Raw genomic sequence first — 14689 nt, forward strand, 5'->3', positions numbered from 1 at the left:
CCCGCTGACGGCGACTTCACCGGTCACCGGGCACGATTGCCCCGCGACAACCTTTGGCGTGACGACGTGCGGGGAGCGATGAGCGAGCCAGAACAGGGCAACGGGACCCCCCGGTCGGGTGTCGACGACGGGGCGCACCGCAGGCTCGCGCCCCGCCCGCTCGCCCGGCCCGCGGTGGACCCCGGTCAGGCGTCCGTGTTCGGCCGGCCGAGGGGCGTGGAGGGCGCGTTCGCCGCGGACCGCCCGTCGCCGAACGGCGCGAACGGGTCCGTCCGGCTGTCGCCGCCCCCGCCGGAGGCGTTGTCGACGGCGTTCGGCAGGCCGAACGGCGACGCGGGCACGCGGCTCCAGCGCCCGCCGCTGGACCTGGCGGGCGAACCCGAGGTCGAGCCGGTGTTCTGGGAGGGCAGGCCCGCGGGTGACGCGTGGCGCGACCCCGGCGCGTCGGCCGTGATCGGCCCGCCCGCGGTCACCGAGGAGCCGAGGGCCGAGGTGGCCGGCGACCCGCGACCGGGCCCGCAGCTGAGCGTGCCGGAGCTGCTGTTCGGGCGGCGCGTGAAGCCCGCGGCGCTGGCGCTGCTGCTGGCGGTGGCGCTGCTGGTGGGCGCGGCCGGCGGCGCGGTGGGCTGGCTGCTGGGACGGGTGGACAACCCGCTGACGGACGGCGGCGTGACGCTGGCCGAGGTGAAGCCGGGCAAGGAGCGGCCGGTCGGCTCGGTGGCGGACATCGCGAAGCGGGTGACGCCCAGCGTGGTGTCGATCGAGTTCAAGGGCGCGAACGTGGCGGGCGTCGGCTCGGGCGTCGTCATCGACGGCGCCGGGTACGTGCTGACCAACGACCACGTGGTCGCCCCGGCGGTGCAGGACACGTCGGCGAAGCTGACCGTGGTGTTCACCGACGGCAAGCGCGCGGTCGCCGCGGTGGTGGGCCGCGACTCGAAGACGGACCTGGCCGTGATCAAGGTCGACGTGGAGAACCCGACGGTGCTCCGGTTCGGCGACTCGGACGCGCTGGCCGTGGGTGACGCGGTGCTGGCGATCGGGTCGCCGCTGTCGCTGTCGAACACGGTGACCGAGGGCATCGTGAGCGCCCTGCACCGGCCGGTGACGGCGGCGGGCGAGAACGGCGGCCCGCAGGTCACCTACGACGCGATCCAGACGGACGCGGCGATCAACCCCGGCAACTCGGGTGGCGCGCTGGTCGACTCGTCGGGCGCGCTGGTCGGCATCAACTCGTCGATCCGCACCGAGACGGGCGGGTCGGTGGGCCTGGGGTTCGCGATCTCCGGCAACTACGCGCGCAAGGTCTCGCAGGCCCTGATCAGGGACGGCGAGGTCAAGCACGCGGACATGAACGTGAACGTGCGGTCGGCGTCGGCGGAGACCGCCGAGGGCGCGCAGGTGCAGAACGTGCCCGAGGGCGGCGCGGCGGACGCGGCCGGCATCGAGGAGGGCGACGTGATCACCCGCGTCGGCGACCGGGTGGTGCGCAACGCCGCCGAGCTGACGGTCGCGGTGCGCGACCGCGAGATCGGGGAGACGGTGCCGGTCGTGCTGGCCCGGCAGGGGCGCGAGCTGACCGTGCAGGTGACGCTGCGCTCCGACTGACGGCTACGCTGGTCGTGGGCTCATCAGGCCGGGTGGCGTGGAAGGCGGGGCACGCGGGTGTTCGAGAACATCGGATGGGTCGAGATCCTCATCATCGTCGTCGCGGGCCTGTTCATCCTGGGCCCGGAGCGGCTGCCGTCGGCGGCCGCGTGGGTGGGCCGCACGATCCGCCAGGTCCGCGACTACGCGACCGGCGCGCGCGACCAGCTGAAGCAGGAGATGGGTCCGGAGTTCGAGCAGCTGCGCAAGCCGCTGGAGGACCTGCGGGAGCTGCGGAACTTCAACCCGAAGCAGGCGATCACCAAGCACCTGTGGGACGACCAGCCGCCCGAGAAGCCCAACGGCTACCCGACGACGGGCGGCGCGCCGTCCCCGGCCATCCCGGACCGAGGCGCGGACCGCCCCCTCCAGCAGGGCGAGCGCCCGCCGTACGACCCGGACGCCACCTGATCCATCCACCGGAGAGGCCCCTGACCGCGCGGTCAGGGGCCTCTCCGGTGCGCGGGGCGGTGGGGCGTGGGTCAGCAGCCGGCGGGGGAGACGTTCAGCAGGCGGCCGGCCAGGCCGCGCGACCTCGTCGACAGCCTGCCCGCCACCCGGTCGAGCACCTGGCCCGCCGCCGACTCCGGGTGCGCCAGCACGATCGGCGTGCCCGCGTCGCCCTGCTCCCGCAGGCGCGGGTCGAGGGGCACCTGGCCGAGCAGCGGCACGTCGGCGCCCACGGCCTGGGTCAGCGAGTCGGCCACCGCCTGGCCGCCGCCCGAGCCGAAGACGTCCATGCGGGTGCCGTCGGGAAGCTCCAGCCACGACATGTTCTCGATGACGCCCGCCACCCGCTGCCGCGTCTGCAACGCGATGGACCCGGCCCGCTCGGCCACCTCGGCCGCGGCCTGCTGCGGCGTCGTCACGACCAGGATCTCGGCGTTCGGCACGAGCTGCGCCACCGAGATCGCCACGTCGCCGGTGCCCGGCGGCAGGTCCAGCAGCAGCACGTCCAGGTCGCCCCAGAACACGTCGGCGAGGAACTGCTGCAACGCGCGGTGCAGCATGGGGCCCCGCCACACGACCGGGGCGTTGCCGGGGGTGAACATGCCGATCGAGATCAGCTTCACGCCGTGCGCCTGCGGCGGCATGATCATCTTCTCGACCTGGGTGGGCTTGCCGTCCGTGCCCAGCATCCGGGGGATCGAGTGGCCGTAGATGTCGGCGTCCACGACGCCCACCGACAGGCCGCGCGCCGCCATCGCCACGGCCAGGTTGACCGTCACCGACGACTTGCCGACGCCGCCCTTGCCCGACGCGACGCAGTACACGCGGGTCAGCGAGCCGGGCTGGGCGAACGGGATGACCGGTTCCTCGACACCGCCGCGCAGCGACTTGCGCAGGTCGGTGCGCTGCTGGTCGCTCATCACGTCCAGCGCGACGCGCACGCCCGCGACACCGGGCAGCGCGGACACCGCGGCCGTCACGTCGGCGGTGATCTTGTCCCGCAGGGGGCAGCCGGCGACGGTCAGGAAGATCGCCACGTCGACCACGCCGTCCCCGCCCACGACGACCTCTTTGACCATGCCGAGTTCGGTGATGGGGCGCCGGATCTCGGGGTCCTGGACACCGGCCAACGCCTTCTGGACGTCGTCAACGGAAGGAAGAGTCACGGGAGCGCCTTAGGGGTTTCAGTGGTGGGAGGGCCATGCTACGACCGGCCCCGCCCCTCCAAGCTACCGGCTGGTCACCTCGTAGCCGGGGGCAGCGCGAAGCCGGTTGCGTGCTTTCCGTAACATCGCCATCCGTGCCGGAAACCGGACCTGCCCGGTTGCCCACCCGAACCGAGCTGGGGGTGTGGCGATCCTTCCTCCGTGCCCACGCGCGGCTCACTCGGGTCCTGGAAGCCGAGCTGATCGCCGAGCAGCGCCTGTCGCTCGCCGCCTACGACGTCCTCGTCCAGCTCGCCGAGGTGCCGCAGCACCGCCTGCGGATGACCGAGCTGGCCGACGCCGTCCTGCTGTCCCGCTCCGGGGTGACGAGGCTGGTGGACCGCCTCGAACGCGCCGGGCTCGTGCTGCGGGAACGCGCCGACGGTGACGGGCGCGGCGTCGTGGCGGTGCTCACCCCCGAGGGCCTGGACCGGCTGCGCGTGGCGTCCGGCACCCACCTGACCGGGGTGGCGCGGCACTTCGCCGAGGGGTTCGGCGACGACGAACTGGAGGCGTTCGGCCGGTCGTGCGACCGGCTCGGCTCCGTCGACCGGGACGGGCACTAGGACGGCACGTCGTCCTTGACCGGCTCGTCCCTGGCGGTCTCCCGGGGGCCGCGCCTGCGCTGCTCGCGGAAGACGCGTTCCAGCTCGCTGCGCAGGTAGTCGCGGGTCGCCACCTCGCCGACCGCCAGGCGCAGCGCCGCCAGCTCCCGCGCCAGGTACTCGGTGTCGGCCTTGGTCTGCGCCGCCCGCGACCGGTCCTCCTCCAACGACACCCGGTCCCGGTCGTCCTGCCGGTTCTGGGCGAGCAGGATCAGCGGCGCGGCGTAGGCGGCCTGCGTGGAGAACGCCAGGTTCAGCAGGATGAACGGGTACGGGTCCCACCGGAACGACACGGCGACCAGGTTCAGCGTGATCCACACCAGCACGAACAGCGTCTGCCAGAACAGGAACTTCCCGGTGCCCATGAACCGGGCCAGCCGCTCGGAGAACCGGCCGAACGTGTCCGGGTCCAGCGACAACCGGAAGCGCCCGGGCGTGCGCGGCTGGTCGAGCCGTCGGCGCGGCAGCAGCTCAGGCATGGGTCAGCCCCGTTTCCCGCCAGTTGTCCGGCAGCAGGTGGTCGAGCACGTCGTCCACGGTGACCGCGCCCAGCAGGTGGTCCGACTCGTCCACCACCGGCCCGCACACCAGGTTGTAGGTGGCGAAGTAGCGGGCCACGTCCGGCAGCGACGCGTTCGGCGACAGCGTCCCCAGGTCGGTGTCCAGCACGCCCGCCACCAGGTCGGACGGCGGTTCGCGCAGCAGCCGCTGGATGTGCACGCACCCCAGGTAGCGGCCGGTCGGCGTGGCCGTCGGCGCGCGGCACACGAACACCATGCTCGCCAGCGCCGGCGTCAGGTCCGGGTTGCGCACGTGCGCCAGCGCCTCGGCGACCGTCGCGTCCGGGGACAGCACCACCGGTTCCGGCGTCATCAGGCCGCCCGCGGTGTCGTAGCTGTACGCGAGCAGCCGCCGCACCGGCGCCGACTCCGCCGGCTCCATCAGCTCCAGCAGCCGCTCCTTCTCCCGCTCCGGCAGCTCGGCCAGCAGGTCGGCGGCGTCGTCGGGGTTCATCGCCTCCAGGATGTCCGCGGCGCGCTCGTCGCCCAGGTGCGCGATCACGTCCTTCTGGTCGTCCTCGGCCATCTCCTCGATGACGTCGGCGAGCCGCTCGTCGTCCAGCGCCTCGGCCACCTCGTAGCGGCGCTTGGCGGGCAGGTCGTGCAGGGCCAGGGCCACGTCGGCGGCGCGCATCCCCTCGAACACGGCGACCAGGTGCTGGGCGCCCTGCGGCTGGTCCGCGAGCTGCGTGGCGGACGGCCCCGCGATCTCCTCCCAGCGCAGCACCACCACCGGTCCGCGCCTGCCCAACCGCCCGGTGCGCTCGCGCACGGCGACCCGCGTCATCCGCCAGTCGCGGGTGCGCGACGGCTCCATCGCGGCGTCCACCAGCACCGCCGCCGCGCCCGAGGCGAGCGTGACGCGGGCGTCGAGCAGCTCGCCCACCACCAGCACCTCGTTGGCGCGCTGGTGGAACTGCCGCAGGTTCACCGAGCCCGTGGCGAGCGTCACCGCGTTCGGGTCGATCGAGGTGACCCGCAGCATCGGCACGAAGATCCGTCGGCGGGTGGCGAGTTCCAGGACGAGCCCCAGCACGCGCGGCGGCTGCCGGTCCGCGCGGAGGCCGACGACCAGGTCCCTGACCTTGCCGATGGACTCGCCGTCGGGACCGAACACGGGCAGGCCGGCGAGCTGGGCGGCGAAGACGCGGTTCACGGAGACCACCCGATCAGGCTAGTTCGTCGGCGCGGGCCGCGCCGCGTTCCACTGTGGACCGGCGGACGGCGGCGGTGATCGCCTCCAGGGCGGGCAGCACGGCGCGGTGGCCGCCGCGCAGCGCCCACAACCGGTTGTCGACCGCCCGGTAGAGCGTCCAGGCCCGTGCCCGCTCCGCGTCCAGCTCGCCGACGTCGCACAGCGCGGCCAGCCGGTCGCGCAGGCCGCGTTCGCCGTCCAGCTCGTCGAACCTGTTCCACAGCAACGGGATCACGCCGAACTCGCGGTCGCCCGACAGGGGTTTCGGGTCGATCAGCAGCCACGGCTCGCGGTCGCCGCGCAGCACGTTCGCGTAGTGCAGGTCCTCGTTGACGAGGGTCGTGCCGGCGGTGCGCGCCAACTCCCGGCCGAGGTCGCGCGCCTCCCGGACCAGGGCGTCCGGCAGCGGTCGGCCCAGTTCGGCGTTCTCCGCCACCAGGTCGCCGACCCGGTGGCGGCGGAACCCCGGGCCCTCCAGCCGCAGCCGGCGCAGCAGGCCGCCCGCGACCGCCACCGCCTCCTCGGCGGGCACGTCGAGCAGCGACCGCGTGTGGTCCAGGCGCTCCAGCAGCAGCGCGCCGTGCTCGTCGTCGTGGTCCAGCAGTCGCACGACGCCGTCGCCGTCCCACGCCCGCAGGGCCTGCGGCTCCTGGCGGGTCTCCTCGTCGAGCCAGGTGAGCTTGAGCACGGCCGGGTGCCCGTCCGCCCGCCGCACCGGCAGCACCACGGCGACGTGGCCGTGCATCAGCGCGCCGTCCGGGGTGAGGTCCCAGCGGGCGCAGAACCGGGTGGCCAGCGCGGGCAGCGTCGTCCGCCACGCCAGGGCCTCCTCGCCCAGGTGCGTGCCGAAGTGCGCGGGAACGGTGATCACGCGGGCTCCAGGCGGAAGACCTCGTCCCAGGCGGGGGTGGTGTTCAGGCGCGCGGCCCGCAGGGCGCCGGCGGTGTCGTCGTCCGGGGCGACGCGACGGGCGGTGACCGGCACGTCGACCAGGTGCGAGCGCGTCGTCGGCGAGCGGACCGTGAGCGTGCAGGCGACGCCGTCGGCCAGGCCCGGCACGACCTGCTCGGACCCGCCGACCGCCACCAGCACCACCCCGTCGCGCCACAGCGCCCACACCAGCCGCGCGTCGTGCCCGTCCGGCCTCACCCACACCGCCGCGGCCTTGCGCAGCGCGGCGTCCAGCACCTGCTCGATCTCCACCGGTCCAGCCTGCCACGGCCCTGTGAGCCGGGACTCACGGAATAGCGGGCACCCGGAGGGCGTGCCAGGCTTCCCGTGCACGTAGTTACCGGCCGGTACGAGGAGGTACCCCAGTGGTCGACCAGCAGCGTCCCCGTCGTTCGTGCCTGGCCGTGCCGGGGTCGAGCCAGAAGATGATCGACAAGGCCCGCACGCTGCCCGCGGACCAGGTCTTCCTCGACCTGGAGGACGCCTGCGCCCCGCTGGCCAAGCCCGGCGCGCGCAAGACCATCGTCGCCTCCCTCAACGAGGGCGACTGGGGGTCGCGCACGCGCGTCGTCCGGGTCAACGACTGGACCACCGAGTGGACCTACCGCGACGTGACCGAGGTCGTCGAGGGCGCGGGGGCCAACCTCGACTGCGTCATGCTGCCCAAGGTGCAGACGGCGGAGCAGGTGCACGCGCTGGACCTGCTGCTGACGCAGATCGAGAAGACCATGGGCTACGAGGTCGGCCGGATCGGCATCGAGGCCCAGATCGAGAACGCCCTGGGCCTGATCAACGTCAACGCGATCGCCACCGCGTCGCCGCGCGTGGAGACGATCATCTTCGGCCCGGCCGACTTCATGGCGTCGATCAACATGAAGTCCCTGGTCGTCGGCGAGCAGCCGCCGGGGTACGACGTGGGCGACGCGTACCACTACATCCTCATGCAGATCCTGATGGCCGCGCGGGCGCACGACAAGCAGGCCATCGACGGCCCGTACCTCCAGATCCGCGACGTCGAGGGCTTCACGCGCGTGGCGGGCCGCTCGGCCGCCCTGGGGTTCGACGGCAAGTGGGTCCTGCACCCCGGCCAGATCGACGCGGCGAACGAGGTGTTCAGCCCCAAGCAGGACGACTACGACCACGCCGAGAACATCCTCGACGCCTACGACTACTTCACGTCCGAGGCGGGCGGCAGGCGCGGGGCCGTGATGCTGGGCGACGAGATGATCGACGAGGCGTCCCGCAAGATGGCGCTGGTGATCTCGTCGAAGGGGCGTGCGGCGGGCATGTCCCGCACGAACGTGTGGTCGCCGCCGGAGGACTGACGCCCTCAGGCGCTCCCGGTCGGTAGGGCGATCGAGTGGCCGACCGGGAGCCGGGGTCGATCGAGGTGGAGGGCTACGCCTCGATCCGTTCCGCACGCGTGGACCTCGGCCGGTTGAACGTGCTGATCGGCGCGAACGGCGCGGGCAAGAGCAACTTCATCCGCGTGTTCGAACTGCTGGGCCGGCTGGTCGAGGAAGACCCGGGTGATTTCGTGGGGCTCAACGGCGGCGCTTCCGCGCTGCTCAACTCCGCCGGGGTGGACGAGATCCGGGTGTTCCTCGAAGGGCGGCCCCACAGCTACGAGGCCGTGCTCGAACCCGGCAGCAACGACGAGCTGATCTTCAAGAACGAGGTGCTCAGCCGCTCCTCCGACGTGGTGGCGGACGACTTCGACCACTGGAACATCTCGGGCGGCAACCGAGGCGAGACCAGCTTGCACGGGCTCGACCGGGAGGACGACGTTCCGATCGCCGCCCACCTCGTCGACCTCCTGCGCGGCTGCCGCGTCTACCACTTCCCTGACCACGCTGTTCGACTACTGCGCGTTCCCCGACGAGTGTCCCGGCATGGCCGATCGGCCATCCGGTGACGTCCACCGGCGGGTGGAGCACGTCGAGCGCTGCCTGGCCGAGGTGGTCGGTGATCGGCGGTTCCGGCCGGACCTCGTGCTGCACGAGTTGGAGGCGTGGGTGTTCGCCGCCGCCGATGAACCGGGTCTGCTCCCCGGGCCGGAGTCGGCCGAGCGGCTCAAGCGGGACGTCGCCGCGGCCGGCGGACCGGAACTCGTCAACGACGGCCCGGCCACCGCGCCGTCCAAGCGACTGCTGGACTACTGCCCGACCTACCTCAAGACCCCTGACGGGCCGATCGCCGTCGAAGAACTCGGCGTGGCCCGGGCGAGGGCCGTGTGCCCGCACCTCGACGCCTGGCTGCGCACCTTCGAAGAGTGACGGGACGCGCACTCACCGCCCGCCCTCGCGGTGAGCATTCCCACAGATCAGGCCGGGGATTGGCGATCATGCCCCACCCCGTGTGCATGGTGGGGGGCGTGTCCAGACATCGAGCCGAGCGGAAGAGGCTGTTCCGGCGCAGGCCCGCCGACGACCTGCTCCAGCGCAGTTTCCGGAACTGCCCCCGCTGCACCCGCGACGTCCACGTGTTCTTCGACGTGTGCCGCCACTGCGGCGGCGCGCTGGAGATCAGCGCGTAGGCACCGGCGGCAGTTCGCGGACCAGCCACACGACCAGCACGACCCACAGGACGATCGCCAGCACGCCCAGCGCGGTCACGATCGCGCCGATGACCATGCCGGCGGTGGCCATGCCCCAGCCCTCCTCGCCCGTCCGGCGGATCTCGTTCCGGGCGAGGACGCCGAGCACGATGCCGGCCGGGGCGAACAGGAACGCGGTGACGAGCGCCGCGATGGCCATGCCGTTGGTGCGCCGGTACGGCGGTGGCGGCGGGTAGTGGCCGGGCTGCTGGTGCATCGATCCCCCTCGCGGTGAAGGGCCACAGGCTAACCCGCTGTTTCGGTTCAGCGGGTGGTGCTCAGCACTCTCGTGGCGCGAACGAGCGTTAACCGGTCCATACTCGCCGGTAACCTCACGCGTCTACGAAGGGAACGTGCGATGGCGCGCCTTGCCCAGACCGCAGGACTCACCGACGTCCAGGAGGAGATCCTGTCGACGGTCCGCACCTTCGTGGACAAGGAGATCATCCCGCACGCCCAGGCGCTGGAGCACGGCGACACCTACCCGGCCGACATCGTCGAGGGCATGAAGGAGATGGGCCTCTTCGGGCTCACCATCCCCGAGGAGCACGGCGGGCTCGGCGAGTCCCTGCTGACCTACGCCCTCGTCGTCGAGCAGATCGCGCGCGGCTGGATGTCGGTGTCCGGCGTGATCAACACCCACTTCATCGTGGCGCACATGCTCAAGCAGCACGGCACGCCCGAGCAGAAGGCGAAGTACCTGCCGCGCATGGCCACCGGCGAGGTGCGCGGCTCGTTCTCCATGTCCGAGCCGGAACTGGGCTCCGACGTCGCCGCCATCCGCACCAAGGCCACCCGCGACGGCGACGACTACGTGGTCAGCGGCCAGAAGATGTGGCTGACCAACGGCGGCACGTCCAACCTCACCGCCGTGCTCGTCAGGACCGACGACGGCCACGACAAGCCGCACCGGAACCTCACCACCTTCCTGGTGGAGAAGCCCGAGGGCTACGGCGAGGTCGCGCCCGGCCTCACCATCCCCGGCAGGATCGACAAGATGGGCTACAAGGGCGTCGACACCACCGAGATGGTGTTCGACGGCTTCCGCGTCGCCGCCGACCAGGTGCTCGGCGGCGAGACCGGCCAGGGCTTCCGCCACATGATGGACGGCGTCGAGGTCGGCCGCGTCAACGTCGCCGCCCGCGCGTGCGGCATCGCCCTGCGCTCCTTCGAGTTGGCCATCGAGTACGCGCAGCAGCGCCGCACCTTCGGCAAGGCCATCGCCGAGCACCAGGCCATCGCGTTCAAGCTCGCCGAGATGGCCACCAAGGTCGAGGCCGCCCACCTGATGATGGTCAACGCCGCCCGCCTCAAGGACTCCGGTGCGCGCAACGACGTCGAGGCGGGCATGGCCAAGCTCATCGCCTCCGAGTACTGCGCCGAGGTCACGCAGGAGGCGTTCCGCATCCACGGCGGCTACGGCTACTCCAAGGAGTACGAGATCGAGCGCCTGATGCGCGAGGCCCCGTTCCTGCTCATCGGCGAGGGCACCAGCGAGATCCAGAAGACCATCATCAGCCGCGGCCTGCTGCGCGACTACCGGTCCAGGGGCTGAGCGGGCCGGGGCCGGACCCGCGCGGGACCGGCCCCCGGGGGACTCGTCCCCCCGGGGCGGCGCAGGTCACGTTCGCGTCAGTTTCGGCTCCACCCGTTTCGCGCCGGTCGCGCGGTGTTGGCAGGATGGGGAGATCAGCACCGCGAAGAGGTGGTCACCGTGACGAGTTCCTTCTCCGGCCAGAACCGACCCGGCATGCCGCCGCGGCTGCCCACGCCCCCCACCGGGTGGCCGATCGGCTCCTACGGCACCTACGAGGAGGCGCAGCGGGCGGTCGACTTCCTCGCCGACGGCGACTTCCCGGTGCAGGAGGTGACGATAGTGGGCGTCGACCTGATGCTCGTCGAACGCGTCACCGGCCGCCTCACCTGGGGTCGCGTGCTCGGCACCGGCGCCGCGTCCGGCGCGTGGTTCGGCCTGTTCGTCGGCGTCCTGCTCAGCCTGTTCAACACCAGCCCCGGCGCGAGCCTCGGGCCGATCGTCGCGGGCCTCGTCGTCGGCATCGCCTTCGGCCTGATCTTCGCCGCCGTCGGCTACAGCTCCACCCGCGGCAAGCGCGACTTCCAGAGCGCCAGCCAGCTCGTGGCCGGCCGCTACGACGTGCTGTGCCAGCCGCGTTCCGCCGAACGGGGCCGCGACCTGCTCGCCAAGCTCGCCCTCCGGCCGTCGGAGGTGAAGAAAGACTGACGTTTGCCGCTCGTGATCATGGGGTAGAGCCGGTCTGGGCTCCTGTGGTTGCGGCACCTGATCACCGGGCCTACGTTCGATCCACCGGTCGGCTCCACGTCGACCGGTGGGCACGACGAGGTGCCGGGCAGAGCGGTCTGGCTCCTCCGCCGTCGGGAAGGAGGCAGGACCGGTGAGGGGCAGAGGTCATCGGTTGGCCGCCGCAGGAGCGGTCGCGCTGGTCGCGACGTCCGTGCTGGCGGGGTGCGGGTCGGGTGACGGCGGCATCGTCGTCAACGTCTACAAGTACCCGCAGGAGAACTTCCAGAAGATCGTCGACAACTGCAACGCGGCTGCCGACGGCTACGAGATCGTCTACCACAAGCTGCCGCGCGAGGCGGACGGCCAGCGCGAGCAGATGGTGCGCCGACTGGCCGCCGAGGACCCGGGCATGGACGTCCTCTCGCTGGACGTCACCTGGACCGCGGAGCTGGCCAAGGCCGGCTGGATCAGGGAGTACACCGGGGAGGCCAAGGCCGAGGTCGAGGACGGCACCCTGGAGACGCCCCTGGAGACCGCGCGTTACGAGGGCAAGCTGTACGGGGCGCCGGACAACACGAACGTGCAACTCCTCTGGTACCGGGGCGACCTGGTGCAGGAACCGCCGGCCACCTGGGCCGAGATGATCCGGCTCGGGTCCGAACTGGAGTCCCGGGGTGAGCCCGGCCTGGTCGAGGCGACCGGCAAGCAGTACGAGGGCCTGGTCGTGCTCTACAACTCGCTGGTCAACTCCGCGGGCGGGCGGATCCTCGACGAGAACGGCACCAAGGCGGTCGTCGACGAGGGCGCGGTCAAGGCGCTGGAGGTGCTCAAGACCTTCGCCACCTCCGACGTGGTGGACCCGTCGTTCTCCAACGCCGCCGAGGACGACGCGCGCCTGGCCATGGAGGCGGGCGACGCCGCCTTCATGATCAACTGGCCGTACGTCTACGCCGCCGCGCAGGAGAAGCCCGAGTTCGCGAAGAACCTCGAGTGGGCGCCCTTCCCGGCGGTCGAGGGCGGCGAGTCCACGGCCACCGTCGGCGGGCTCAACTACGCCGTCAGCACGTTCACCGAGCACCCCGACGAGTCGTTCGACGCGGTGCTGTGCCTGCGCAACGCCGAGAACCAGAAGTTCCAGGCCGTCAACGACGGCGTGCCGCCCACCATCGAAGCGGTGTACGACGAGCCGGAGATGGCGGAGGCGTACCCGATGAAGGACGCGATCCTGGAGACGCTGAAGAACGCGAGCGCCCGCCCGAGCAGCCCGGCGTACCAGAACGTCTCCACGGTCATCTCCACGATCCTGTCGCCGCCCGCGAACATCGACCCGCGGGCGACCGCGGACCGGCTCCGCTCGGAGCTCCAGGACGCGCTCGACTCCAAGGGGGTGCTGCCGTGAGCCAGTCGATCAACGCCGAACCCGTCCGCGACGCCGAGCTCGCAGACCGGGGCGAACCGGCGCTCTCGCCCAAGGCGAAGGCCGCGCTGAGCGAGGGCAAGAAGGCCGAGCGCCGCCTGGGCCTGCTGCTGTGCGCGCCCGCGATCCTCATCATGGCCGCGGTCGCGGGCTGGCCGATCATCTACTCGGTGTGGCTCTCGCTCCAGCGCTACGACCTGAAGTTCCCGGACCGCACCGAGTTCGTCGGCCTGGAGAACTACGTCACGGTCCTGTCCAACTCCTACTGGTGGAACGCCGTGTGGATCACGATCGTGATCACCGTGGTGTCCGTCCTCGTCGAGCTGGTGCTGGGCATGGCGCTCGCCCTGATCATGCACCGCACGCTGGTGGGTCGCGGCATCGTGCGCACCGCCACGCTCATCCCGTACGGCATCGTCACCGTCGTCGCCGCGTTCTCCTGGCGGTACGCGTGGACGCCGGGCACCGGCTACCTCGCCGAGACCATCGCGGGCGGCGACCCGGTGCTCACCCAGAAGATCCCGGCCATCATGGTCGTGATCCTCGCCGAGATCTGGAAGACCACGCCGTTCATGGCGCTGCTGCTCATGGCGGGCCTGGCCCTGGTGCCGGACGACCTGCTCAAGGCCGCCGCGATGGACGGCGCCGGCGGCTGGCAGCGGTTCACCAAGGTCATCGTGCCGGTGATGAAGCCCGCGATCCTGGTGGCGCTGCTGTTCCGCACGCTCGACGCGTTCCGCATCTTCGACAACCTGTTCGTGCTCACCGCCGGGTCGCAGGGCACCGCGTCCGTCTCGATGATCACCTACAACAACCTGATCAAGGGCCTGAACCTGGGCATCGGCTCGACCATGTCGGTGCTGATCTTCCTCGCGGTGGCGATCATCGCGTTCATCTTCGTCAAGCTGTTCGGCACCGCTGCCCCCGGCAGCGACGGCGGGGGGAGGCGCTGATGGCGGGCATCGGCGGAGCCGAGACCACGGCGCGCAAGGCGCGCTGGACGGTCCTCAACGTCCTGGTGGTGGCCTACGCGCTGTTCCCGGTGCTGTGGATCGCGTCGCTGTCGTTCAAGACCAAGGAGACCTTGGGCGACGGCAACTTCATCCCGCGCGCGTGGACGCTCGACAACTACGCGTCGATCTTCTCCACCACCGAGTTCGTGCGGGCGCTGGTCAACTCGATCGGCATCGCGATCATCGCCACCGCGATCGCCGTGGTGTTCGGCACGATGGCCGCCTACGCCATCGCCCGGCTCGACTTCCCCGGCAAGAAGGCGCTGGTGGGCGTCTCGCTGCTGGTGGCGATGTTCCCGCAGATCTCGCTGGTGTCGCCGCTGTTCGAGATCGAGCGCACGCTCGGGCTGTTCGACACCTGGCCCGGTCTGATCCTGCCCTACATCACGTTCGCGCTGCCGCTGGCGATCTACACGCTGTCGGCGTTCTTCCGCGAGATCCCGTGGGAGCTGGAGAAGGCCGCGAAGATGGACGGCGCCACGCCCGGGCAGGCGTTCCGCCGGGTCATCGCGCCGCTGGCCGCGCCCGGTGTGTTCACCACGGCCATCCTGGTGTTCATCTTCTGCTGGAACGACTTCCTGTTCGCGATCTCGCTCACCTCGACCGAGGCGTCGCGGACCGTCCCCGTGGCGCTGTCGTTCTTCACCGGCAGTTCCCAGTTCGAGGACCCGACCGGGTCGATCGCCGCCGCGGCGGTGGTCATCACGATCCCGATCATCCTGTTCGTGTTGTTCTTCCAGCGTCGGATCGTCGCCGGGTTGACCTCCGGCGCCGTCAAGGGGTGAGT

At 71.6% G+C, this 14689-nt stretch carries 18 protein-coding genes; 12 read left to right on the forward strand and 6 right to left on the reverse strand.

The features are described from left to right. Positions 1-78 precede the first annotated feature (78 nt). Entirely contained in the window at positions 79-1608 is a 1530-nt protein-coding gene (locus CKY47_RS12645) for a S1C family serine protease (RefSeq protein WP_306745922.1), read from the forward strand. A 57-nt stretch (positions 1609-1665) separates the two neighbouring features. Next, positions 1666-2058: a sec-independent translocase gene (locus tag CKY47_RS12650; RefSeq protein WP_306745923.1), complete on the forward strand. Its 393-nt coding sequence runs from the start codon at positions 1666-1668 to the stop codon at positions 2056-2058. A gap of 71 nt (positions 2059-2129) precedes the next feature. Here CKY47_RS12650 and CKY47_RS12655 read toward each other — a convergent pair whose 3' ends face one another. Further along, complete coding sequence (locus CKY47_RS12655; protein WP_306745924.1) at positions 2130-3263, reverse strand: Mrp/NBP35 family ATP-binding protein; 1134 nt, start codon at positions 3261-3263, stop codon at positions 2130-2132. A 158-nt stretch (positions 3264-3421) separates the two neighbouring features. Here CKY47_RS12655 and CKY47_RS12660 point away from each other — a divergent pair, with 158 nt between their 5' ends. Next, entirely contained in the window at positions 3422-3868 is a 447-nt protein-coding gene (locus CKY47_RS12660; protein WP_306745925.1) for a MarR family winged helix-turn-helix transcriptional regulator, read from the forward strand. Here the strand turns inward: CKY47_RS12660 and CKY47_RS12665 are convergent. From CKY47_RS12665 to CKY47_RS12680, 4 genes are read right to left on the reverse strand one after another with little or no spacing between them, the layout of a single operon-like run. Next, on the reverse strand, positions 3865-4386 hold the full coding sequence (locus CKY47_RS12665) for a DUF1003 domain-containing protein (protein WP_306745926.1): 522 nt from the start codon (positions 4384-4386) through the stop codon (positions 3865-3867). The genes CKY47_RS12660 and CKY47_RS12665 overlap by 4 nt on opposite strands. Beyond that, positions 4379-5632, reverse strand: coding sequence for a magnesium transporter MgtE N-terminal domain-containing protein (locus CKY47_RS12670; protein ID WP_306745927.1), 1254 nt, complete (start codon positions 5630-5632; stop codon positions 4379-4381). Before CKY47_RS12670 ends, CKY47_RS12665 begins: the two co-directional genes overlap by 8 nt. Before the next feature lie 4 nt (positions 5633-5636). Beyond that, on the reverse strand, positions 5637-6533 hold the full coding sequence (locus tag CKY47_RS12675; RefSeq protein ID WP_306745928.1) for an aminoglycoside phosphotransferase family protein: 897 nt from the start codon (positions 6531-6533) through the stop codon (positions 5637-5639). Next, a complete protein-coding gene (locus CKY47_RS12680) occupies positions 6530-6865 on the reverse strand; it encodes a hypothetical protein (protein WP_306745929.1) in 336 nt (111 codons plus the stop codon). Before CKY47_RS12680 ends, CKY47_RS12675 begins: the two co-directional genes overlap by 4 nt. A 113-nt stretch (positions 6866-6978) precedes the next feature. Between CKY47_RS12680 and CKY47_RS12685 the strand changes: the two genes are divergently transcribed. From CKY47_RS12685 to CKY47_RS12700, 4 genes are all read left to right on the forward strand, one after another. Further along, entirely contained in the window at positions 6979-7938 is a 960-nt protein-coding gene (locus tag CKY47_RS12685; protein ID WP_306745930.1) for an HpcH/HpaI aldolase/citrate lyase family protein, read from the forward strand. A gap of 35 nt (positions 7939-7973) precedes the next feature. Further along, positions 7974-8528: an AAA family ATPase gene (locus CKY47_RS12690; protein ID WP_306745931.1), complete on the forward strand. Its 555-nt coding sequence runs from the start codon at positions 7974-7976 to the stop codon at positions 8526-8528. After that, positions 8506-8889 carry a DUF4276 family protein gene (locus tag CKY47_RS12695; RefSeq protein WP_306745932.1) on the forward strand — a complete coding sequence of 128 codons (384 nt, stop codon included), beginning with the start codon at positions 8506-8508 and terminating at the stop codon, positions 8887-8889. Before CKY47_RS12690 ends, CKY47_RS12695 begins: the two co-directional genes overlap by 23 nt. A 98-nt stretch (positions 8890-8987) precedes the next feature. Then, positions 8988-9149 (forward strand): hypothetical protein, encoded by a 162-nt coding sequence (locus CKY47_RS12700; RefSeq protein ID WP_306745933.1) that lies wholly within the window; start codon positions 8988-8990, stop codon positions 9147-9149. On the opposite strand, the gene CKY47_RS12705 is transcribed toward CKY47_RS12700, so the two are convergent. Further along, entirely contained in the window at positions 9139-9426 is a 288-nt protein-coding gene (locus CKY47_RS12705) for a DUF4190 domain-containing protein (RefSeq protein ID WP_306745934.1), read from the reverse strand. The genes CKY47_RS12700 and CKY47_RS12705 overlap by 11 nt on opposite strands. A gap of 141 nt (positions 9427-9567) precedes the next feature. Here CKY47_RS12705 and CKY47_RS12710 point away from each other — a divergent pair, with 141 nt between their 5' ends. The 5 genes from CKY47_RS12710 to CKY47_RS12730 all read left to right on the forward strand — a co-directional run bounded on the left by CKY47_RS12710 (position 9568) and on the right by CKY47_RS12730 (position 14687). Next, positions 9568-10764, forward strand: a complete 1197-nt coding sequence (locus CKY47_RS12710; RefSeq protein WP_306745935.1) for an acyl-CoA dehydrogenase family protein — start codon at positions 9568-9570, stop codon at positions 10762-10764. Between the two features lie 195 nt (positions 10765-10959). After that, positions 10960-11451, forward strand: a complete 492-nt coding sequence (locus CKY47_RS12715; RefSeq protein ID WP_306746017.1) for a general stress protein — start codon at positions 10960-10962, stop codon at positions 11449-11451. Between the two features lie 193 nt (positions 11452-11644). Beyond that, on the forward strand, positions 11645-12871 hold the full coding sequence (locus CKY47_RS12720) for an ABC transporter substrate-binding protein (RefSeq protein ID WP_306745936.1): 1227 nt from the start codon (positions 11645-11647) through the stop codon (positions 12869-12871). A gap of 86 nt (positions 12872-12957) precedes the next feature. After that, a complete protein-coding gene (locus tag CKY47_RS12725) occupies positions 12958-13842 on the forward strand; it encodes a carbohydrate ABC transporter permease (protein WP_306746018.1) in 885 nt (294 codons plus the stop codon). Beyond that, a complete protein-coding gene (locus CKY47_RS12730; RefSeq protein ID WP_306745937.1) occupies positions 13842-14687 on the forward strand; it encodes a carbohydrate ABC transporter permease in 846 nt (281 codons plus the stop codon). The genes CKY47_RS12725 and CKY47_RS12730 overlap by 1 nt, the downstream gene beginning before the upstream one ends. The last annotated feature ends 2 nt before the right edge of the window (positions 14688-14689 follow it).

Origin of the sequence: Saccharothrix longispora (genome assembly GCF_030852425.1) — a bacterium.
GTDB classification, from domain to species: domain Bacteria; phylum Actinomycetota; class Actinomycetes; order Mycobacteriales; family Pseudonocardiaceae; genus Actinosynnema; species Actinosynnema longispora.

Coding starts and splice junctions, on each gene's coding strand:
- CKY47_RS12645 (WP_306745922.1), top strand. CDS start 79: ATGAGCGAGCCAGAACAGGGCAACGGGACCCCCCGGTCGGGTGTCGAC.
- CKY47_RS12665 (WP_306745926.1), bottom strand. CDS start 4,386: ATGCCTGAGCTGCTGCCGCGCCGACGGCTCGACCAGCCGCGCACGCCC.
- CKY47_RS12695 (WP_306745932.1), top strand. CDS start 8,506: ATGGCCGATCGGCCATCCGGTGACGTCCACCGGCGGGTGGAGCACGTC.
- CKY47_RS12705 (WP_306745934.1), bottom strand. CDS start 9,426: ATGCACCAGCAGCCCGGCCACTACCCGCCGCCACCGCCGTACCGGCGC.
- CKY47_RS12710 (WP_306745935.1), top strand. CDS start 9,568: ATGGCGCGCCTTGCCCAGACCGCAGGACTCACCGACGTCCAGGAGGAG.
- CKY47_RS12715 (WP_306746017.1), top strand. CDS start 10,960: ATGCCGCCGCGGCTGCCCACGCCCCCCACCGGGTGGCCGATCGGCTCC.
- CKY47_RS12730 (WP_306745937.1), top strand. CDS start 13,842: ATGGCGGGCATCGGCGGAGCCGAGACCACGGCGCGCAAGGCGCGCTGG.